We start from the raw sequence: 21764 nt of genomic DNA, 5'->3' as shown, positions 1-21764 counted from the left end.
TACTTTATGCCTTCCAGTCATCGTTATCTATATCAGGTGCAGCGTTAGATGTAATATTCACACCAATTAAGACAAAAGTAAAGGAAGTTGAGATGAAATGTACTCATCCCGAATTTGGGCTTGTACTGGTTGGCGGGGGTGCTAAAGGTGCGTATCAAGCAGGTGCTGTTAAACGTATCGCTGAATTAGGACTAAAACCAAACATTATTGCAGGAACTAGCATTGGCGCTCTTAATGGTGCTGTCCTGTCATCCTATCTCTCTTTTTTTGATGCTGCTGAACGGCTCAATCAACTCTGGGATGATCTTGCTAAAGCGAACATTTTACGCTGGAATAAAGATCCTCACCCCATTTTTGACCCCAAACCCATTGAGCAGATGTTACGCAAAGCAGTCAATGCTGTGGAACTACGACGCGGTATCGAGTTATGGGTAACAGTCTTTCCCTCATTAAACATTCCTGGTTTGAGTTCCAGCTTGTTAATTAACTTTGCTCGTGTTGCTTCAGGAGTGAATGCTGAGTGGTTTCGTGTGAGAGATTTTCCAGATGATGAAACAGTCTACAATTTACTTTTAGCCAGCGCAGCCATTCCCTTGGCTTTTCCTTGTCGGAATATTGATGGACAGTCTTACGTCGATGGAGGTTTGAAAGATAATATTCCAGTAAAAGCTTTGACACAACGTGGTTGCAAAAATGTAATAGTGATTCATTTGGGTTATGGAACGCCGTGGAATCGCCATGATTTTCCAGAACAAACCATTATTGAAATTAGACCAGAACAGCCAATAAATCAGTCAGATACACCATTTATTGGTTCAGTTAAGAGTTTACTAGACTTTAGTGCTGAACGCATAACTGAACTCAAACAGCGTGGCTACGAAGATGCTAAACATCAAATAACTGAAATTATCCAAGCTTTTAAGCAGATGAAATACCTGCGTGATTCTTATGAAGATTTGATTGATGATGATTTGAGCAACGACCCACCTCTGTAATTACTATGCAAACCCTACGCTAAACGTTCCACAGTCCCCAAAGCCAAGAGTACAAGAGTACAGTGCTGTTAATCCAGTCACGCCTCTAGAGAAAACACGCAAACTATAAAAGAAATCCCTAAATCTACTAAAAATTAGGAGAAAGTTGATGAAAAAAATCATTTTAGTTTCTTCTTTATTTGCCGCTCAGATGTTACTTTTGCCAGCTTTTGCGGCTCCCACAGGAAGTTACACTCAATCTTGCAGAAATATCAAAACTAATATTCGTCCTGGTCTTGAACCCACCTTGGAAGCTGAATGTCTAGATAAACGTGGTCAATGGAAATATACCAGACTAGTTGGTTATCGTAGTTGCAATGCAATTGATAATGACAATGGGAGATTAGTTTGTCGGAAATAGTCGAAAGGAAATTGCAAGTCTTTTTCTAGCTAACTAAATAGCACGTTGAGCGCGAGCGATCGCCCTCTTAAAACCTATTTCAAAGCAGCGATCGCACTCTTTCCCAACTCTCCCAAAACCCTACCTTACACCATCCACAGCCCCCAAAGCTAACAAAGCCGATCGCTGTGCTGTTGTTAACCCAGTCGTCCCCCTGATGTTCATCTTTTCATACAGCCGATCAACCTTCAGGGTTTTAATACATTTAAGAGTTTCCACATCCCAAAGCTTAATTCCCTCATCTTGACTAGTATGAACCAAGATATTACCAACAGAATCAAAGTAAACAGAACATACCCCACTACTATGAGTATGTAATACTTTTAAACAGGTAAAGTTCTGGATATCCCATAGGCGAATTGTTTGATCGGAACTAGCAGATACTAAGGTAGAACCATCAGCGCTAAAACTAACTGACCAGACAGTAGAAGTATGTCCTTGCAGCACTTTTACGCAATCAAAGTTACTGGTATCCCACAATCGAATTGAGTGATCAACACTACCACTAGCCAGCATTTTCCCATCTGGACTAAAACTCAATGACCAGACTGCGTTAGTGTGACCAGACAAAGTTGCTATGGATTTCCCTTCAGAGACATCCCACAGCTTAATCAAGTAATCATCACTACCTGTAGCTAAAATATTACCATCTGGACTGAAGCTAACTGACCAGATTGGCTCTGTGTGAGCAACGAAAGTTTTTATACATTTATGGTCGTGAATATCCCATAATTTCACGCTCTTGTCTCTACTTGCACTAGCCAAGGTTCGACCATCTGGACTAAAGCTAATTGATGTGACTCCACCGCTATGACCATACAAGTTTGTCATGCGATCGCCAGAAATAACATCCCACAGTTTAATGCTTTTGTCGTCACTGCCACTTGCTAAGATTCGACCATCTGGACTAAAGCTAACTGACCATACCCAATCTACGTGACCTTGTAAAACTTGAGTACAGTACCCAGATGCAACATCCCATAGTCGAACCAAACCATCACTACTACTTGTTGCTAACATACAGTTAACCCCTTCCGAGGATGCTGTGCATACAGGGTTAATACTCACCGAAAGCGTTCCACTGGAATGACCTTGTAAATTTCTCAGGCATACACCTGTGCTTGTATCCCACATCCGCACGCTGGAATCTTTGCCAGCACTAACTAAGTTTTTACCATCCAAACTAAAAATGACTGAGTACACTTCACTCGTGTGTCCGTGGAAAATTTTCACGCAGCTTCCTAGCTCTATATTCCACAACCTGACACTATAGTCATAACTACCTGTCGCTATAGTTTGACCATCTGAACTAAAGCAAACTGACCATACTTCATTTTTATGACCGTCAAATGTTTTGATGCAAGTACCTTTACTCACATCCCATAATTTAACAGAGTAGTCACGACTAGCACTGGCAAGAGTTTGACCATCTGGACTAAAACAAACCGAGCGGACATTGCTAACATGATCTCGCAAAGTTTTTATATAAGTACTTGTGCTGGTATCCCACAAGCGAATGTCGCAATCTTGACTACCGCTTGCCAGAATAGAACCATCCGGACTAAAGCTAACCGAGCACACTGCACTAGTATGACCATGCAATATTTTGATACATTTACCTAAATGGATATCCCATAACCGAATTGAAGTGTCTAGGCTACCACTTGCGAGAGTTTGACCATCGGGACTAAAGTTGACAGACCAAACAATACCTGTGTGTTGATCTAAAGTTTTTAAACAATCTCCTGTTTGTGTATCCCACAATTGAATTAATCCATCATGACCACCACTTGCCAGGGTTTTTCCATCTGGACTAAAGGCAACTGTCCAAACTACACCTTTATGCCCTTTAAATGTCAACAAGTTTTTGCTATCTGCCATTTGCCACAAATGAATTTGTCCATCTGTATCACTCGTAGCCAACAATTTGCCATCTGCACTCAAAGCAAGTGAATAAAGGCTCTTCAAGCTTTTCGCAAATATAGAATTATCAAAGGCAGTGTTTTGGAAATTAACCCCGGCTAAATTCAATCCCTGTAAGTCAGCTTGCCGAATGTGCAAATTTGATAAATCGTACCACTGTAAATTTACCTGTAAATGCTTTAATAAGTTGAGGATATTACCCCCGGCATATCCTGTTAATATTGCAGCCTGATGTTTTTGCTTTTCTAGTAAATTTTGGAAAATTTGTACAAGTTTTAGTTGACCACCTAATTCGATTAATAGCCTTTCCAGCAAGGGTTGCACAATTAATTGCTTTTGTGTTTCTCGGATGTAGTCTTTGGCTGTTGCTTTAATCAAAGCATGGGTGAGGAATAAGTGTAAACTGACAGAATTTTCTTCGACTAATTCTTGATAAACTTGCTCTATAAATCGCTGTGTGGTATATTCCATTACCACTGGTTGCAGAAAGAAATGCTCACCACTTTTCTCAATTAGTGACCGTTGTAATAAAGATTTGATTGCTTGTGGTAATTGAAGTTTGGAAGCAGATGTCACTACATCCTCTGTTAAATCAGCGATGGATACCGGTTCTCGGTTAATTGCTAGCCAATAGATTACTTCTGCTTCGACTGCTGACAAACGCTGAAACTGACATTCTAATAAGTCGCGGATATCCTCGAAGATGAGCGCACCTTGTTCTGCATATTCCAAAACAGAGGCGATTCTACCATTGAAAAGCTCCTGAGTTCCGGCTGCGACCATTTTTAATGCGAGGGGATTACCCCCATAATGATTGACGAGTAATTGCCATTCTTGTTCTGTACCCGTGAATTCGCCTTTTTGCTTAAATAATTCTTGTCCCTCGGTAGGATTTAATCCTTTTAATGGCAGAGCTTTTACTCCTGTTGTGTCTCCTTCTAACGGGATCATTTCTCTGGGTTTTTCTCTAGAAGTGATCAAAATACAACTTTGGTGGGGTACTTCTCCCACAAGTTTGAGTAATTGCCCATATCCTTGGTAACCAGGATGATATTGCCCAGCTTCAGCATCACTAGATAAAATTGTTTCAACGTTGTCTAATATCAACAAACATCGATTTGATTGCAAGCATTCCATCAGCTTTGCTAGTTTACTGTCAAAACTTTCGGGGATCACCATTTCTTGTCGCAGTGACCACAGTAGAAATTGCAGTAGGCTGGTTAAAGTCTCTTCTATTGGTGGTGCATTTTGCAGACTTCGCCACGCCACTACCTCAAATTCGCTTTGGATTTGCCACCCTAATTTAACTGCTAATGTGCTTTTACCGATACCACCAATTCCAAGTAGTGCAACTAAACGACACCGTTGTTCTAATATCCATTGTCGTAGCTGCAATAGTTCTTGACTGCGACCATAAAATATAGATATATCGGGTGCTTCTTGCCAATCATGCTGTGGGTTTGCACGTCGGATTTCCAGATCATCACGGGGACTAGGTTGGGTATAATCGGTTTTACATAGTTCTAAACCAAAGGCAGCAAAGGCAGATTGCAACGAACTTCTATCTACAGATTCGGTGCGTCCCTGTATTTTTGATATAGTATGCAATGCTAGCTGAGTGCGATCGCTTAATTCCTCGAGAGTAAAACTGCTTCCCCCATTCTCTTCAAACTCGGCTTGAGTTTTCGCTAATTGAAATTTATCCCAGCCTTTGAGTGTTAGTATCACGCCTCGATTGCGTCGAGTTTTTTGCTGTTTCATTTACCGAACCTCAAACCAATCTAGATGCCCGTGAAGAATAAATTGTCAAAAACTGGGACAGCTTAAAATGAAAAAATAATCTTTCCATAAAAATAATAACATGCCTAGATTACATAATAAAATCCTGTTTAATTTGTCCGATAAACTAGAAAATATTTACATGCTAAAAACGGTTAGATATTTCAATTTTTGTATTAATGTATTGTTCCGAATTTCTGGCGCATAGCTCACAAAAAAAGATACAGTAACCACGAAATTCAAGTCTGAAATTTGCAACAGGCTATCTCTCTATTTTTGTGAAATCATTGGAATTAATTAGTACAACCAATCTATATGAATTAGCTAAAATAACAGATTGGCTTGTGATACGATGTCAGACAAAAAACTTATTATGTCTCTAGATATGATACTATGTAGTGATATATTAAAAAATACATCTAACTAACAAGAAAGAGTACATCCCAGTATTTGCAAACATAACTAAATAATCAAATGGCACTACCAAATCCTGCAAAAATCCCTACTTTCATCCAGATAGTACGTTGGTTTGTATCCCCCTTATCCCTACTAGAAGAATGTGCGAAAAACTACGGCGATATTTTTACTTTGTCTATTAGTCCCCAACTCACTCCAGTAGTAATTGTTAGCAATCCCATCGCTCTACAGCAGATATTAACAGGTGATTCCTCCGGGAATTTTACCGCGCCTGGTTACCAAGATGCCACATTTGGCTGCCTATTTGGACCCTTTTCTCTCATGTCCATAGACTCTACAGAGCATCAGCGTCAACGTCAACTACTCACACCTGCATTTCATGGCGACAGAATGCGTAGCTATGCAGCAGAGATAAATAATATTACAGAAGCAACAATGAGTAGCCTGGAAACAGGTGCATCCTTTTCCATCCGAGATGTTACCCAAGCTATTAGTTTGCGGATAATCATCAAGCTAGTGTTTGGATTTTACGAAGATGAAAGTGCAAAACAGATGGAAAATCTGCTCAATCAGATGCTAAATAACATCAGTTCTCCTGGTGGTGCAGCTATGCTTTATTTAAGGTTTTTACAAAAAGATTGGGGAAATTGGAGTCCTTGGGGAAAACATATAAAATTTCAACAGGAGATAGATAATTTACTATATTCAGAAATTCAAGAACGCAGGAAACAAGCAGATACATCGAGAACTGATATTTTGAGTTTGATGATGTCTGCTAAGGATGAAAACGGCGAATCGATGAGCGATCAAGAATTACGTGATGAATTGTTCACATTATTGATTGCAGGTCAAGAAACTACTGCAACAGCATTGGCTTGGTCTTTATACTGGATTCATAAATTACCAGAAGTTCGAGAGAAATTGCTCCTAGAAATTGATAGTTTATATGAAAATTCTTCCGAAAATCTTGATATTAATACTATAAATAAATTACCCTATTTGAATGCAGTTTGTTGTGAAACCCTACGAATTTATCCAGTGGGAATGCAAACTTTTATCCGCAGAGTCGAAAAGCCATCACAAATTTGTGGATATGATTTGCAGCCAGGTACTTTATTATATGGAAATATTTATTTAACCCATCAACGGCAAGACTTATACCCAGAGCCTCAAAAATTTCGCCCCGAACGTTTTTTAGAAAAGCAATTTTCCCCCTATGAATTTCTACCATTTGGTGGTGGTGTAAGGCGTTGTATTGGTGCCGCTTTTGCCTTATTTGAAATGAAGGTTGTACTTGTGAAAATACTATCTACATATTCCTTAGTTTTAGTAGATGATGTTGATGTGAAACCAAAGCGACGGGTTTTAGTAACTGCACCGTCATCTCCAATAAATATGTTGATTACTGATAAAAGAAATAGGTAGATGAATCAATACTTTCGTCCAAATATTGCTGCCATGGCAAGTTATGTTCCAGGAGAGCAACCAAAACCTGGTACACAATTTATCAAACTCAACAGCAATGAGAACCCCTACCCCCCCTCTCCTGCTGCTGTTGCTGCCCTACAAAATATCACAGCAGAAGCTTTACGACGCTATCCTCAACCCTTTGCTGACGATTTTCGTCAAGCGGTAAGTCAGGTTTTAGGTGTACCTAAAGATTGGGTGATAGTTGGTAATGGTAGTGATGAATTACTTAATGTCTTGATTCGTGCTTGTGTGGAACCTGGGGGAAAGGTAGTTTATCCCACTCCAACCTACGTACTGTATAAAACTTTAGCACAATTGCAGGGGGCAAATTTTGTTGAAATTCCCTACGGTATAGACTATCAGTTGCCCTTAGATGAATTGATTGCCGCCCAGGGTGCTGTAACATTTATTGCCTCACCTAATAGTCCTTCCGGACATGTTGTTCCCCAGAAATATTTGCGAGAATTGGCAGGGAAATTATCCGGGATTCTGGTGATTGATGAAGCTTATGTGGATTTTGCCACGGAAAATGCTTTGGATTTAGTCAGGGAATTTGACAATGTCATTGTCATACGTACCCTTTCCAAGGGATATTCCCTCGCAGGATTGCGTTTAGGGTTTGCGATCGCCCACCCCCAAATCTTAGATGGACTATATAAGGTCAAAGATAGTTACAATGTAGACGCGATCGCCTGTGCTATTGCCACTGTTGCTATTCAAGATCAAGATTATAAAAATGCTTGCGTCGAGAAAATTAAACTATCACGCGCATGGTTACAGCAAGAATTAGAAAATCTCGGTTTTCAAGTTAGGGATTCCCAAACTAATTTTCTCCTAGCTCAACCTCCCCTAGGAAATGCTGCATACCTCTATCAGGAATTGAAAAAACAAGGGATTCTCATCCGTTACTTTCCCCAACCGCAATTAGATGATAAATTACGCATTACTGTCGGAACCGAGGAACAGAATCAGCAATTAGTGGCAGCTTTTCGACGTTTGTGTGATGGCAAAGATTAAAAATTATGAGTAATGAGTAATGAGTAATGCGTAATGAGTAATGAATTAATCAGCACTTATGCAAGGAATACACATCAACGTCATTGCGACGTAGATCCGCAATCTCAAAGTCTCATTTTCTCGTTACAATTACGAGGTGTTTCTAATTCACATCAGGCGTAAATTGGACTTACGCAAACTTTCCACTGTCAGCAAAAAATGCTCTGCCACTTGGTTAATTTCCTCTGTAGTATTAAATCTACCAATTCCAAAACGTACTGACGCATAAGCCAATTTTTCCGAACGTCCCAAAGCTGTGAGTACATGGGAAGGTGCAGTAGTTGCTGAAGAGCAAGCAGCACCGGAAGATACTGCCATTACAGGTTGCAAAGCTAACAACAAAGCAGCACCATCTATCCCCTCTACACTCACATTCAAATTTCCCGGTAATCTGTGTGTGAGATGTCCATTTAAATAAATTCCCTCTAATTGGGAAAGCTTTTGCCACAAGGTATTGCGCAGGAGGGTTAAACGCTCCATTTCTTGCTGTTTTTCCTCTAGAGCAATTTCCACCGCTCTCCCAAACCCAACTATTTGCGGTGTGTACAGTGTTCCAGATCGCAAACCCCGTTCATGTCCCCCTCCATGCTGTTGCGCAGCTAACTGCACCCTGGGGTTCCGTCGTCGCACGTATAAAGCACCAATTCCCTTGGGAGCATAGATTTTATGTCCGGTCAGGGATAATAAATCTATATTCATTGCTTGCACATCTAGGGGGATTTTTCCTAGAGCTTGGGCTGCATCACTATGAAAAATAATATTATTTTCCCGACACATCTGACCAATTTCTGCTAGTGGTTGGATAACACCAATCTCATTGTTAGCAGCCATTACCGATACCAAAATAGTATCAGAACGCAGAGCTTTTTTTAATGTATTTAAGTTAATTAATCCCTCCGCCTCTACTGGTAAAAATGTAATTTCAAATCCTAACGTTGCTAAATATTTGTAGGGGTCAATAACTGCACTATGCTCTGTTGCAACGGTAATTATATGTTGTCCTTGGGAAAAATAATTTTCCGCCACACCTTTAATTGCCAGATTATTCGCTTCCGTTGCTCCACTGGTAAAAATAATTTCTTCTGGACTGGCATTAATTGCAGCTGCGATAATTTCTCTGGCTTGATTGACAGCAGCTTCTGCTTCCCAACCATACTGATGATTAATACTGGAAGGATTGCCAAAATGCTCTGTAAAGTAAGGGAGCATGGTCGTTAATACCCTTGTATCTACAGGGGTAGTCGCAAGATTATCGAGGTAAATAGGGCGGTTTAACATGGGATATTAATTTGCTGATAAGTGGGATAGCCTGCGAGGATTTGTGACTAAACAATAATGAGTTTTTATCACCTCCCTGTTATCTTCCTTAGAATTACTGAACCAGAAGTGAAAAAACAACGGATATATTCAGAATAAATAGCCGCACTTGATTATCCATGAATTACTCTACTCAAATATCTTGGCAAACAGTAAAATCTGAATTTCAAAGGATTTGGGGATATCAAGATTTTCGTCCACCCCAGGGGGAAATAATTAACTGTTTGTTGGCAAAACAAGATGCTTTAATTCTCATGCCAACGGGTGGAGGTAAGTCAATTTGTTTTCAATTACCTGCTTTATTACAAACTGGTTTAACCTTGGTAGTTTCACCGTTAGTAGCTTTGATGGAAAATCAAGTGCAAGAGTTACGTGAACGAGATTTACCTGCGGCACTTTTACATAGTGAATTACCTTCCTTTGAAAAACGTCAGATTCTACAGTTAATTGCCAATCAAAAAATTAGATTATTATATTTATCTCCCGAAACTTTACTTAGTCCACCTGTGTGGGAGAAATTGTCTCATCCACAAATTATCATTAATGGCATTATCTTAGATGAAGCTCATTGTTTGGTGCAATGGGGTGATACCTTTCGTCCTACCTATCGTCGATTGGGAGTAGTACGAGAAGCTTTATTAAAAACTAAGCCACCAGGAACAAAAATTACCTTAGCAGCATTTACCGCAACTGCCGATCCCTTGGCACAAAATATTATTCAATCAACGTTAAATTTAATCAATCCTGTTATCTTCCGCTTAAATCCCTATCGAGAAAATATTCAGCCCAAGGTGAGTATAGCTTGGACACCACAGGGGAAAAAACAACAATTATTAAAGTTTATCAAAGCTAGGGTGAATACCAGTGGTTTAATATATGTTCGCAGTCGCAGAGATAGTGAAAACTTGGCTGCTTGGTTGCAAGAAATGGGTTATGTAACTACTGGATATCATGCAGGTTTAGGGGCGGTAGAGCGTCGGCAAATTGAGGCAAAATGGTTGAGTGGTAAAATGCCCTTTGTTGTCTGTACCTCAGCTTTTGGTATGGGTATTAATAAAGCAGATGTGAGATGGGTTGTACATTTCCATGCACCATTATTATTATCAGAATATGTCCAAGAAATTGGACGTGCTGGTAGGGATGGGAAACCTGCGGATGCTTTAACTTTGGTGAGTGAACCGACGGGATGGTTGGATCCAGAGGATAAAAATAGACAGAAGTTTTTTGTAGATAAACTGCGATCGCAGTATCAAATTGCCACAAGACTCAGCCAAAAAGTACCTCCCACTGGAGAAGTGAATGCGATCGCCAAGGAATTTTCCGATGGAGAATTAGCCCTAGCTTTACTCCACAGTCAAGGAAAACTGCAATGGCTTGACCCTTTCCATTATCAAATTATTGCTACCGATAAAAATCAGAACTTTTCCCAGATGCAAGCTGTGAAGCAAATGCGACAGTACCTATATACTAGAAAATGTCGCTGGCAATTTCTTCTAGATGCCTTTGGATTTGGGGAAGAAGCAAAAAACTGTGGACATTGCGATCGCTGTTGCAAAAATTAGGGAAAGGTGAGGGGAGAACAAGAGTAAAGTTTTTCCTGTTCCCAATTACCCATCACCCCCATTAAAACTGCCGTAAAAATCTCAAATCACTGGTATACAACCTGCGGATATCATCCATTTGATGTAAAACCATGGCAAATCGTTCGACTCCAAAACCCGCAGCAAATCCTGTATAAACTTCGGGATCATAACCCACAGATTTCATCACATTGGGGTCAACCATCCCACAACCCATAACTTCTAACCAGCGTCCATTCCACTGTAAGTCTACCTCGGCAGAGGGTTCAGTGAAAGGAAAATAGCTAGCACGAAAACGAATGGGTAATTCGCCAAACATTGCTTGCAAAAAGACCTTAATTGTGCCCTTGAGGTCAGTAAAAGTTAAGCCCTCATCTATAGCCAACAATTCGATTTGGTGGAAGACTGCGGAGTGGGTAGCATCCACCGTATCGCGGCGATAAACCCGTCCCGGTGCGACAATCCGGATAGGTGGCTCCTCTGATTCCATGTAGCGAATTTGCACAGAGGATGTATGGGTTCGCAGGAGGTTGCCATCAGGTAGATAGAAGGTATCTTGCATATCCCGCGCCGGATGGTCTGGGGGTGTATTCAGTGCCTCAAAGTTGTAATAGTCAGTTTCCATTTCTGGACCCTGTGCTACGGTATACCCTAGACCTACGAAAATATCCAGTGCCCGGTCAATAATCCCATTCAGGGGGTGAATCCGACCTTGGGGACGGTAAATTCCTGGCATAGTCACATCCAGAGTTTCCGCATCCAGTTGTGCTTGGATTTTCGCACTTTCTAGGGCAGTACGTTGATTGTCCAGACTAGTTTGGATTGCCTCTTTGACAGTATTAGCGATCGCCCCAATTTTCGGACGTTCCTCTGCTGGTAGCTTACCCATAGCACCTAGCAGTACAGATAAACTACCTTTTTTACCTAGGTATTTAACTCGCAATTCTTCTAAACGTTCCAGGGTATCAGCAGCTGCGATCGCCCCTTGTCCTTCTTGCTTCAGCGCTAAAAGTTGAGTTTCTAATTCGGTAGTCATTAGTCAATAGTCATTAGTCAATAGCCAAAAGTTATTAGTCAGAACATCAGCAGTTGAAATTGTTGACTAATCGCAAGGCTTTATCAATATACAACTTATAGTTTAGAAGCTTTATGGTGCGGTGAAAGCTTTTTTATCCTTTAGCACTACAGACAGAGGTGCAACAACAAAGAAGTAAGGAGAAAAAATGAGAATATGAATACTCACCCCCTATATATCCGCACCTAAAACTGAGAAAAACTTCAACTATTACCTAGCAACTACCTGTGATGAAATTATTAATTAGTAACGATGATGGGGTAAATTCCCTAGGTATTCAAACCCTCGCCAATACCTTAGCAGTAGCAGGTCACGAGGTGACAGTAGTTTGTCCAGATCGAGAACGTTCTGCCACAGGACATGGACTAACCTTACACCAACCAATTCGTGCAGAAATTATTGAGTCGGTATTTCATCCCACAATCAAGGCTTGGGCTTGTGATGGCACACCCTCAGACTGTGTAAAATTAGCCCTGTGGGCATTGTTAGAGTCACCACCAGATATGGTACTGTCCGGAATTAATCGTGGGGCGAATCTGGGAACAGAAATACTTTATTCTGGTACTGTCTCCGCAGCTATGGAAGGATTAATCGAAGGAATTCCCAGTATTGCCTTTAGTTTGGCTGACTTTACCTATTCAGATTTTCAACCCGCTGCGAATTTTGCCAAAAGTCTAGTTGCCCAGCTAGCAGTCAATCCCCTATCTGAACTCATGCTACTCAATGTTAACGTTCCCCCCGTAGCAGAGAAAGACATAGCTGGTGTTTTGATTACTCGCCAAGGTGTCAGACGTTACATCGATGTCTTTGACCGCCGAGTAGATCCTCGTGGTAAAACTTATTACTGGCTCACAGGGGAAGTTCTAGAAGATATTGAGCCGCCTATGGGGTTGAACTTGCCCCAGGATATACCAATAGATGTCCATGTTATCCGTAAAAACTACATTAGTGTCACGCCCTTACAGTACAATTTTACCTATCGTCAGGGCTTGGATGAATTATCTCAAGTGAAATTCGATTTTCCCTAGATTTGCGGAAAAAGCAAGCAGGAGCGGGGACAAGGATTTTTTGATAGGCTGTCACCCCTTATCTATTACCCATAAGCACCTGAGACACAGTGTGTTATGTAGCACTGCAAAATCTAGGTTATAAAGTAATAGTGCCATCGCCGTTCAGAAGTGACAAAAAAAGGATTGAGAAATTCTCAGCATTTCTAATTTTGATGCATCTGGAGCGGGCAATGGTATGACACCCCTTCCTGTTTAACAAGATTCAGCCTTGAATAAGTATAAAGTTAAAGTTCAGAAATATCTCCCTGAGATTGAGCAAATTTACCCCAAAACCAAGTATGCTGTTTTACCAATCATTACTCTCTGCCAAAAATTTGCAGACAGCATACACTTAACAGAAGTAAGTAACATTTTTGGTCGCCCGCTCAGTCTTGGCAAGTAACACCATGTCTAGGATAGAGAACAAATTTACCGTGCATTTTTGGGGCGTTCGTGGCAGTATTCCCTGTCCCGGCTCAAACACCGTACGTTACGGTGGTAATACCCCTTGTGTAGAAATGCGAGTTGGTGGTAGAAGCTTGATATTTGATGGTGGTACTGGATTACACGTCTTGGGTCAATCTTTATTACCGAAAATGCCAGTGGAAGGGCATATCTTTTTTACCCATTCCCACTGGGATCATATGCAAGGGTTTCCTTTTTTTACACCAGGGTTTGTGAAGGGAAATAATTTTTACATTTATGGCGCGATCGCCCCTGATGGTTCCACCATCGAACAGCGACTCAACGACCAGATGCTACATCCCAATTTCCCCGTACCCCTGCAAATTATGCAGGCAAACCTGGAATTTTGTACTGTCACAGCCGGACAACCGATTCACATTGATGACATTTTGGTAGAAACTGCCCCTCTGAATCATCCAGGAGAAGCAGTGGGTTATCGCGTTAACTGGTGTGGAGGTGCAGCTGTTTACATCACCGACACGGAACATTTTCCCGATCATCTAGATGAAAATGTGCTGTGGTTGTCACGAAATGCTGACATTTTAATTTACGATTGCACTTACACCGACGAAGAATATGCTTCGGCGAAATCGCCCAAAATCGGCTGGGGACACTCGACTTGGCAAGAAGCAGTGAAAGTTGCCCAGGCAGCTGGAGTCAAAACCTTAGTGATTTTCCACCATGATCCAGCCCATAACGATGACTTCCTCGATAACGTAGGAGAGCAAGCTCAAGCTAGATTCCCTGGTGCAGTCATGGCAAGGGAAGGAATGGTTTTGGAAATTCCCCTGACGGCTAATTTATCCGAATCTTTTCCCGTGAGTAATTATTCAGCTTAAACTAAGCAGTCGAAGTGATTCGAGATTTTAGATTAGATTGGTGATAATAAGGCTTTGAGCTGTTAGCAGCCAGCGTCAGGTAAAAACTCATAACGCCCAGCTGACAGCAAGAAGCATAATAAACTTCAAAATCCCAGAATCGACGTGCTGAATCTGTCTCAAAATGGGTGTTCTGTGTGGGTTACTTCTTCAATGGAATTGGCGCTAACGCCAACAGCGATCGCGCTGGGCAAATTTGATGGTGTACATCGTGGTCATCGCCGGGTGATTCAACCAATTCTACCGTCACTGCCAAATGCAGGGAGAAACCAAGATTTACCCTTTCCCCCCTGCCATATTTACTCCACGGTTGTCACCTTTGACCCCCATCCCCAGGAGTTTTTTACTGGCAAACCCAGAGCATTATTAACCCCACTGGATGAAAAAGTGCAGCAGTTGCGATCGCTAGGTGTGGAACAACTGGTACTTCTACCCTTTGATCGGGAATTAACTGCCCTGTCTCCGGAAGAATTTGTGGAAAAAATTCTGGTTGAACAATTGCAAGCAGCACGCATTAGTGTGGGGCAAGATTTTCGCTTCGGTTCCAGACGTTGTGGTACTGCTGATGATTTACGTATAATTGCTGCTAAGTATGGGATTCCTGTGCATATCGTTCCCCTAGAAACCTGCCCAGAGGACTTAGAGCAGGAAAATTTCAACCCTTCTGTAGAAGATACCAGTATTAGTAGTTCACTGATTCGAGAAATTCTTGCTACTGGTGACATGATTCGAGTCAATCGACTGCTCGGACGTTCCTATACTCTCATTGGTAAAGTTATTCAGGGACAGCAACTCGGTAGAAAACTTGGCTTTCCCACCGCTAACTTAGAATTACCCAAAGACAAACTCCTTCCCCATTATGGAGTCTATGCAGTGCGAGTATTTACCGTTGGTGAAACCCCAGAACTTCAAGAAAACCTGGGTTATGGAGTCATGAATATTGGCGATCGCCCCACAGTCAACGGAACCCAACTCACCGCAGAAGTGCATATTTTAAATTACTCAGGGGATTTATATGGAGGGAAGCTAGCAGTCCAATTAGAAAAATTTATCCGTCCTGAGCAAAAATTTGCCAACCTCGATGCACTCAAACAGCAAATTCACATCGATTGTGACACCGCTCAGGCATTTTTTAACTCTTAGATGTTGAATTTGTAGGAACAAAGGGAATACTAAGCTAGTGCTGGGTCAGAAGTAATCAATCAGACTCAGCACTATTTTATTTTTGATTTATCTCGGTCATAGGTGACAAAACCTTATACCAATTTGAAATCAGAATGCCACACATACAAATTCCCAATCCCTTGCTATGTCTGGCTTTCTTAATTTTGAATTTTGAATTGATATTACCCCTTCCCCTAATGAGTGTATGAGAGAAAAAATTGAGACTCTAACCCAAAATCTCGCTCGTACCATCGTTGGTAAAAATGACGCGATTCGTCTTGTAGTTGTTGCCTTACTTGCCGGTGGTCATGCTTTACTAGAAGACGTTCCAGGAGTCGGTAAAACTCTGTTAGCGAAATCCTTAGCCCGCTCCATTGATGGCAAATTTCAACGCCTACAATGCACACCAGACCTCTTACCGACAGATATTACTGGGACGAATATCTGGAATCCTAAAAGCGGCGAATTTAGCTTTCTTCCCGGTCCTCTATTTACTAATATTCTCCTAGCTGACGAAATTAACCGAGCTACACCTCGTACCCAATCAGCATTACTAGAGGTGATGGAAGAACGACAAGTGACTGTAGATGGAGTTTCTCGTCCGGTTCCCACTCCTTTCTTTGTGATTGCTACCCAAAACCCCGTGGAATACCAAGGGACATTTCCCTTACCAGAAGCACAAATGGATCGGTTTTTGTTGTCCTTGAGTTTGGGTTATCCTTCCGAGACAGAAGAGTTGCAGATGCTGCAAAATTTGTCTTTAGGTGTGCAATTAGAAGACTTACAACCTTGTATTACTCTCACAGAAGTCCAGGAATTACGGCGACTTTGTAGCCAAGTCAAAGTTAATACTTCCCTCCAGCAATATATCCTTGATTTAGTCAGAGCTACACGCTGCGATGAAGAAATTACCCTTGGTGTCAGTCCACGGGGTACAGTTGCCCTACAAAAAGCTACCCAGGCGATCGCCTATCTTTCTGGACGAGATTACGCTATTCCCGATGATGTCAAATTTTTAGCGCCCTATGTGCTTTGTCATCGGATTATACCGACTAGCGGACGCAGAGCCAGAACTGTGATGGAGCGGTTGTTACGTTCTGTAGCAATTCCCTAAATATTTCAGGACTTAGGCAGACTCTTTCCATATTCATCACCTTATACTAAGTTGCTGTGTCATTGCGACGGTTGGGAAGCAATCTCATCATCCTAAAACTATTACGACAGAATGCAACTTGGTATCAAGAAGCAATAATCTTGATTTTTTACGACAATTGCCTAAGCTCCACAGAAGGTAGTAGGGTTCAACTAAATTGAAATTTACTTCATCAAATACTACGTTTATGAGAAAATGCTTTTCAAACAAATTAACTATTTTTTTGCTACTATAACTTTAATTATTTTATTCTTATTTGGTATAGACAACACTGCTCTGGCAGATACAATCGCTTCTTCCGAATCCTGTAAAATAGGAACATTTGTCACATCTATACACAGTTTAAATGTCAAAGACAAATCTTTTGCCATAGACTTTTGGGTGTGGAGTAATTGTGCTTCTGAGATTAATCCATTGAAAACTATGGAAGTGACGAATGCAATTAAATTTGCTGCGGAACAAGACTCTACAGAAAAAAAGGGAAATATTTATTGGTCACAACGTAAATACCGAGCAACTATTTATCAGAATTGGAAGACGGAAAACTTCCCCTTTGACCGTCAGCATCTGTACGTGGAATTAGAAGATGGTGCAGCGGATATTTCTAAAAGAATATATATTCCAGATGTGAAGAATTCGAGTTTAAGTCAAAATATTATTTTAGATGGCTTCAAAATTAAAGATTTTCAAATTCAAGAATTAAAGTTTAATTATCCTACAAGTTTTGGCGACCCAGAAATCAACCATGCAGGTAGTACATTTTCGCGGTTACGCATCAGAATGACTATTGTTAGACAAGAGTTTTTCGGCTTCTTTAAGCTCAATATGGGTACATATATCGCTTTTGCTATAACTCTGTTGTCATTTTTGATGCACCCCAAACAAACAAGTATATTTAGTGCGCGGATGAGTTTACTTGTTGGTTCCTTATTCGCGGTAGTTATTAGTATGCGAGCATCAGATTCGATTATTGGTACTAGCCAAGGGTTAAGCCTCATAGACCAAATTCACATTACCACCATGGTCTATATATTTTCCTCCGCAGCGATCGCTATTTTTAGCCTACGTTGTTGTGAAACAGGACATGATAAATTAGCTTTACGTATCGATGCTCGCTGTCTATGGATATTTGCTGCTTCCTTTGTTGCCATGAATGGGGTTTTAATCTCTACAGCAATTTTCCGTGGTTAACTAGGAATGGTTCATAGAGAATAGGTAATAGGGCACAGGTGACAGGTTATGGGGAAAAATACCCTTCCCTTACTTCCCTAATCCCTGACTCCCTTAATTTGGGTGAAGTCATGTCATATTCAATCAAGGGCAAATTTCAGCGTCAAGGAAAATCTCTCGGAATCCTATCTATAGTTTTCCTTTGGAGTTTAGTCATGGGTTGGTTAATCACAACCGCAATCCCAGTACACAGTGCAACTCCTACAACTTCCGAAATTGGTACGGTTGATATTGTCCCCTCTCAATACCAATTGGGACAGGAATTATATCTAGAAAACTGTGCGAGTTGTCATGTTGCTTTACCTCCAGCAGTTTTGCCTACCCAAACCTGGAAAGAAATTCTCACAGACACACAACACTACGGAGTTACCCTCAAACCATTACTAGACCCTGGAAGAATTTTAATCTGGAAATACATCTTACAATTTTCCCGTCCCTTGATGAAGGATGAACAAACACCCTATCGTCTAGGTAGTTCTCGATATTTTAAAGCTTTACATCCTAAAATAAATATTCCCCGTCCAGTACAACTGGGTACTTGTATCACCTGTCATCCTGGTGTAGGTGAGTATAATTACCGGAAACTGTCTGCGGAATGGGAAAATGCGGAATAATTGATGGGTAATAGGGACATCAACAAAGAAATATTTTCCTGTCTTAAATCCCTATTTTCCCAGATTTCCCAATTGTCCCAATCAAAAAAGGACGGCGATCGCTACTTTGAGATAGTCGGAGTTCCCTGCCCCATTTTGGGGTGAAATGATACTATTAGAACAGTTTCAAATATCTACTTGCTGTTAAAGCTATTTTGAAAAAATCATGACGGCAAATGGATTAACCCAATCCTTGCCCAACAACTAACTACCAATCCCCAATCTCGAATCCCAAAAGATTTCAGTTTGGCGAAAAGTTTATAATCAAATCCACTAATCGAAAATCCCATCCCCTTTGATTTTGTTCTGTAACCTACCATGCTAAAGACTTTGCTGGGTGATCCCAACGCACGAAAACTCAAGAAATACCAACCCTACATCACGGAAATTAACCTCTTTGAGGAAGATATCCAGAAACTTTCCGATGAAGAATTAAAGGGTAAAACTGCTGAGTTTCAACAGCGCTTGGGTAAAGGTGAGACCCTTGATGATATCCTCCCAGAAGCTTTCGCAGTAGTACGGGAAGCTGGACGACGGGTTTTAGGTTTACGACACTTTGATGTTCAAATGCTCGGCGGTGCGATTTTACACACTGGGCAAATTGCAGAAATGAAAACTGGTGAGGGTAAAACCTTAGTAGCAACTCTACCTAGTTACCTGAATGCATTAACAGGTAAGGGTGTTCATGTCGTCACCGTCAACGACTACCTGGCAAAGCGGGACGCAGAGTGGATGGGACAGGTACATCGCTTCCTGGGTCTGAGTGTGGGACTCATCCAAGCTAGTATGACCCCCCAGGAACGAAAGAAAAACTATGACTGTGATATTACTTATGTCACAAATAGTGAGGTAGGTTTTGACTACCTTCGGGATAACATGGCTACGGATATTAAGGATGTGGTGCAACGTCCCTTCAATTACTGCGTGATTGATGAAGTGGACTCCATTCTAGTTGATGAAGCCCGCACACCCCTAATCATTTCGGGGCAGGTAGAAAGACCTACAGAGAAGTATACAAAAGCTGCTCTGATTGCATCAGCACTCAATCAAGAAGAACATTACGAAGTAGACGAAAAAGCTCGTAACGTTTTGTTAACAGATGAAGGTTTTGCCCAGGCAGAAAATCTGTTGGAAGTGACTGATTTATTCGACCCAGAAGACCCCTGGGCGCATTTTATCTTCAATGCAATTAAAGCCAAGGAGCTATTCCTCAAGGACGTGAATTACATCGTTCGGGGTGGGGAAATCGTCATCGTCGATGAATTTACTGGACGGGTGTTACCGGGACGGCGATGGAGTGATGGTTTACACCAAGCCATTGAAGCCAAGGAACATGTAGATATTCAACCAGAAACCCAAACCTTAGCGACGATTACCTACCAAAATCTGTTTTTGTTATATCCCAAGTTAGGAGGAATGACAGGGACAGCGAAAACAGAGGAAGCTGAATTTGAGAAGATTTATAAGTTAGAAGTCACGATTATTCCCACCAACAGAACCAGATTACGGCAAGACCTATCTGATATGGTGTTTAAAACCGAAGCGGGAAAATGGAAGGCGATCGCCCGCGAATGCGGAGAAATGCACCAAGAAGGTAGACCTGTGTTAGTTGGTACTACCAGCGTGGAGAAATCGGAATATCTCAGTCAGTTACTGCGAGAAATGGAAATTCCCCACGAACTCCTAAATGCACGTCCGGAAAACGTCGAGCGGGAATCGGAAATTGTCGCCCAAGCAGGACGAAAAGGAGCAGTCACAATTGCTACCAATATGGCTGGTAGAGGTACGGATATTATCCTAGGTGGTAACTCCGAATATATGGCTAGGTTGAAGATGCGGGAGTATTTTATGCCCCGGATTGTCCAGCCAGAGGATGAAGACAATTTTGGTATCCAAAGAGCTATGGGGTTGCCAGCAGCTAATAGTGGAGGTGGACAAGGGTTTGTCCCAGGGAAAAAGGTAAAAACTTGGCGAGTCTCACCACAAATTTTCCCCACACAGCTTTCCCCAGAGGCAGAAAAACTCCTCAAAGATGCGGTAGAACTGGCAGTACGAGAATATGGTGAACGCAGTTTACCGGAGTTAGAAGCAGAAGATAAGGTGGCAGTTGCTGCGGAAAAAGCCCCCACAGACGATCCAGTAATTCAAAAATTACGGGATGCCTACAAACGTATTAAGCAAGAATACGAAACATTCACCAGTCGAGAACATGATGAAGTGGTGCAATTGGGTGGTTTACACGTGATTGGTACAGAGCGTCACGAATCTCGACGGATTGATAACCAGTTGCGCGGACGTGCTGGACGACAAGGGGACCCCGGTACAACCCGATTTTTCCTCAGTTTAGAAGATAACTTGATGCGTATTTTTGGTGGCGATCGCGTTGCCAAACTCATGGATGCTTTCAACGTCGATGAAGATATGCCAATTGAGTCGGGAATGCTGACTCGGAGCTTAGAAGGTGCTCAGAAGAAAGTAGAAACCTACTACTACGATATTCGGAAGCAAGTATTTGAGTATGACGAAGTGATGAATAACCAACGACGGGCAATTTATGCAGAACGTCGTCGTGTCTTGGAAGGACAAGACTTGAAAGAACAAGTCATCAAATATGCTGAGAAAACCATGGATGACATCGTTGACTACTACATCAACCCCGATTTACCCTCGGAAGAATGGGAACTCGATAAGCTGGTGGAGAAAGTTAAGGAATTTGTCTATCTCCTATCTGATTTGACTGCCAAACAGTTAGAAGATATGTCCATGGGTGAAATTAAAGCTTTTCTCCATGAACAAGCCAGAATTGCCTACGACATGAAGGAAGCACAAATTGACCAGATTCAGCCAGGATTAATGCGCCAAGCCGAGCGTTTCTTCATCTTGCAACGAATTGATACCCTCTGGCGAGAACATCTGCAACAAATGGATGCTCTACGTGAATCCGTAGGATTACGGGGTTATGGACAGAAAGACCCATTGATTGAATACAAGAGTGAAGGATACGAATTGTTCCTGGATATGATGGTAAATATCCGCCGGGACGTTGTTTATTCACTATTTATGTTCCAACCGCAACCCCAACCGATGGTAGAAACTTCCTCGGAGATGGTGTAATTAGTAT

The 21764-nt window shown here is 41.5% G+C and carries 16 protein-coding genes; 12 read left to right on the top strand and 4 right to left on the bottom strand.

The features are described from left to right. The first annotated feature begins 92 nt into the window (after positions 1–92). Both IJ00_RS10735 and IJ00_RS10730 read left to right on the top strand, forming a co-directional pair. Positions 93–995, top strand: coding sequence for a patatin-like phospholipase family protein (locus IJ00_RS10735; RefSeq protein WP_035152851.1), 903 nt, complete (start codon positions 93–95; stop codon positions 993–995). 148 nt (positions 996–1143) lie between these two features. Further along, complete coding sequence (locus IJ00_RS10730) at positions 1144–1395, top strand: hypothetical protein (RefSeq protein ID WP_035152848.1); 252 nt, start codon at positions 1144–1146, stop codon at positions 1393–1395. A gap of 120 nt (positions 1396–1515) precedes the next feature. Here the strand turns inward: IJ00_RS10730 and IJ00_RS10725 are convergent, their stop codons facing one another. Next, entirely contained in the window at positions 1516–5118 is a 3603-nt protein-coding gene (locus IJ00_RS10725) for an NB-ARC domain-containing protein (RefSeq protein ID WP_035152844.1), read from the bottom strand. Positions 5119–5610: 492 nt separating this feature from the next. Between IJ00_RS10725 and IJ00_RS10720 the strand changes: the two genes are divergently transcribed. Beyond that, a complete protein-coding gene (locus IJ00_RS10720) occupies positions 5611–6978 on the top strand; it encodes a cytochrome P450 (protein ID WP_035152842.1) in 1368 nt (455 codons plus the stop codon). Then, positions 6979–8040: a histidinol-phosphate transaminase gene (hisC, locus tag IJ00_RS10715; protein WP_035152841.1), complete on the top strand. Its 1062-nt coding sequence runs from the start codon at positions 6979–6981 to the stop codon at positions 8038–8040. 147 nt (positions 8041–8187) lie between these two features. Here the strand turns inward: hisC and IJ00_RS10710 are convergent, their stop codons facing one another. After that, positions 8188–9357: a cysteine desulfurase family protein gene (locus tag IJ00_RS10710; RefSeq protein WP_035152838.1), complete on the bottom strand. Its 1170-nt coding sequence runs from the start codon at positions 9355–9357 to the stop codon at positions 8188–8190. Between the two features lie 158 nt (positions 9358–9515). Between IJ00_RS10710 and IJ00_RS10705 the strand changes: the two genes are divergently transcribed. Further along, positions 9516–10958, top strand: coding sequence for an ATP-dependent DNA helicase RecQ (locus tag IJ00_RS10705; RefSeq protein ID WP_035152836.1), 1443 nt, complete (start codon positions 9516–9518; stop codon positions 10956–10958). Between the two features lie 61 nt (positions 10959–11019). Here IJ00_RS10705 and pheS read toward each other — a convergent pair whose 3' ends face one another. Then, complete coding sequence (gene pheS / locus IJ00_RS10700) at positions 11020–12012, bottom strand: phenylalanine--tRNA ligase subunit alpha (RefSeq protein WP_035152834.1); 993 nt, start codon at positions 12010–12012, stop codon at positions 11020–11022. Positions 12013–12281: 269 nt separating this feature from the next. On the opposite strand from pheS, the gene surE reads away from it, so the two are divergent. The 4 genes from surE (at position 12282) to IJ00_RS10680 (ending at position 16721) form a co-directional block, all read left to right on the top strand. Continuing rightward, on the top strand, positions 12282–13079 hold the full coding sequence (surE, locus tag IJ00_RS10695; RefSeq protein ID WP_035152831.1) for a 5'/3'-nucleotidase SurE: 798 nt from the start codon (positions 12282–12284) through the stop codon (positions 13077–13079). 428 nt (positions 13080–13507) lie between these two features. After that, the gene (locus tag IJ00_RS10690; RefSeq protein ID WP_035152829.1) at positions 13508–14404 is read left to right on the top strand and encodes an MBL fold metallo-hydrolase; all 897 of its coding nucleotides are present in this window, start codon (positions 13508–13510) and stop codon (positions 14402–14404) included. Between the two features lie 144 nt (positions 14405–14548). Then, positions 14549–15586 carry a bifunctional riboflavin kinase/FAD synthetase gene (locus IJ00_RS10685; RefSeq protein WP_201782686.1) on the top strand — a complete coding sequence of 346 codons (1038 nt, stop codon included), beginning with the start codon at positions 14549–14551 and terminating at the stop codon, positions 15584–15586. Positions 15587–15812: 226 nt separating this feature from the next. Further along, a complete protein-coding gene (locus tag IJ00_RS10680; protein ID WP_035152826.1) occupies positions 15813–16721 on the top strand; it encodes a MoxR family ATPase in 909 nt (302 codons plus the stop codon). 254 nt (positions 16722–16975) lie between these two features. Here the strand turns inward: IJ00_RS10680 and IJ00_RS28945 are convergent, their stop codons facing one another. Further along, a complete protein-coding gene (locus IJ00_RS28945) occupies positions 16976–17131 on the bottom strand; it encodes a hypothetical protein (RefSeq protein WP_168163461.1) in 156 nt (51 codons plus the stop codon). A 52-nt stretch (positions 17132–17183) separates the two neighbouring features. On the opposite strand from IJ00_RS28945, the gene IJ00_RS10675 reads away from it, so the two are divergent. The 3 genes from IJ00_RS10675 (at position 17184) to secA (ending at position 21757) form a co-directional block, all read left to right on the top strand. Further along, the gene (locus IJ00_RS10675; RefSeq protein WP_168163460.1) at positions 17184–17951 is read left to right on the top strand and encodes a hypothetical protein; all 768 of its coding nucleotides are present in this window, start codon (positions 17184–17186) and stop codon (positions 17949–17951) included. A gap of 110 nt (positions 17952–18061) precedes the next feature. Continuing rightward, a complete protein-coding gene (locus IJ00_RS10670) occupies positions 18062–18604 on the top strand; it encodes a cytochrome c (RefSeq protein WP_035158866.1) in 543 nt (180 codons plus the stop codon). 357 nt (positions 18605–18961) lie between these two features. Further along, positions 18962–21757, top strand: a complete 2796-nt coding sequence (secA, locus tag IJ00_RS10665) for a preprotein translocase subunit SecA (RefSeq protein ID WP_035152821.1) — start codon at positions 18962–18964, stop codon at positions 21755–21757. The last annotated feature ends 7 nt before the right edge of the window (positions 21758–21764 follow it).

It is taken from the genome of Calothrix sp. 336/3, assembly GCF_000734895.2.
GTDB lineage: Bacteria > Cyanobacteriota > Cyanobacteriia > Cyanobacteriales > Nostocaceae > 336-3.
Note: the sequence above shows the minus strand (reverse complement) of the source record. Positions and strands in the feature narration are given on the sequence as shown.

Excerpts from the sequence above, each read along its gene's own strand:
- IJ00_RS10735 (WP_035152851.1), top strand. The coding sequence starts at position 93 with ATGAAATGTACTCATCCCGAATTTGGGCTTGTACTGGTTGGCGGGGGT.
- IJ00_RS10730 (WP_035152848.1), top strand. The coding sequence starts at position 1,144 with ATGAAAAAAATCATTTTAGTTTCTTCTTTATTTGCCGCTCAGATGTTA.
- IJ00_RS10725 (WP_035152844.1), bottom strand. The coding sequence starts at position 5,118 with ATGAAACAGCAAAAAACTCGACGCAATCGAGGCGTGATACTAACACTC.
- IJ00_RS10720 (WP_035152842.1), top strand. The coding sequence starts at position 5,611 with ATGGCACTACCAAATCCTGCAAAAATCCCTACTTTCATCCAGATAGTA.
- hisC (WP_035152841.1), top strand. The coding sequence starts at position 6,979 with ATGAATCAATACTTTCGTCCAAATATTGCTGCCATGGCAAGTTATGTT.
- IJ00_RS10710 (WP_035152838.1), bottom strand. The coding sequence starts at position 9,357 with ATGTTAAACCGCCCTATTTACCTCGATAATCTTGCGACTACCCCTGTA.
- IJ00_RS10705 (WP_035152836.1), top strand. The coding sequence starts at position 9,516 with ATGAATTACTCTACTCAAATATCTTGGCAAACAGTAAAATCTGAATTT.
- pheS (WP_035152834.1), bottom strand. The coding sequence starts at position 12,012 with ATGACTACCGAATTAGAAACTCAACTTTTAGCGCTGAAGCAAGAAGGA.
- surE (WP_035152831.1), top strand. The coding sequence starts at position 12,282 with ATGAAATTATTAATTAGTAACGATGATGGGGTAAATTCCCTAGGTATT.
- IJ00_RS10690 (WP_035152829.1), top strand. The coding sequence starts at position 13,508 with ATGTCTAGGATAGAGAACAAATTTACCGTGCATTTTTGGGGCGTTCGT.
- IJ00_RS10680 (WP_035152826.1), top strand. The coding sequence starts at position 15,813 with ATGAGAGAAAAAATTGAGACTCTAACCCAAAATCTCGCTCGTACCATC.
- IJ00_RS28945 (WP_168163461.1), bottom strand. The coding sequence starts at position 17,131 with ATGGCAAAAGATTTGTCTTTGACATTTAAACTGTGTATAGATGTGACA.
- IJ00_RS10675 (WP_168163460.1), top strand. The coding sequence starts at position 17,184 with ATGGAAGTGACGAATGCAATTAAATTTGCTGCGGAACAAGACTCTACA.
- IJ00_RS10670 (WP_035158866.1), top strand. The coding sequence starts at position 18,062 with ATGTCATATTCAATCAAGGGCAAATTTCAGCGTCAAGGAAAATCTCTC.
- secA (WP_035152821.1), top strand. The coding sequence starts at position 18,962 with ATGCTAAAGACTTTGCTGGGTGATCCCAACGCACGAAAACTCAAGAAA.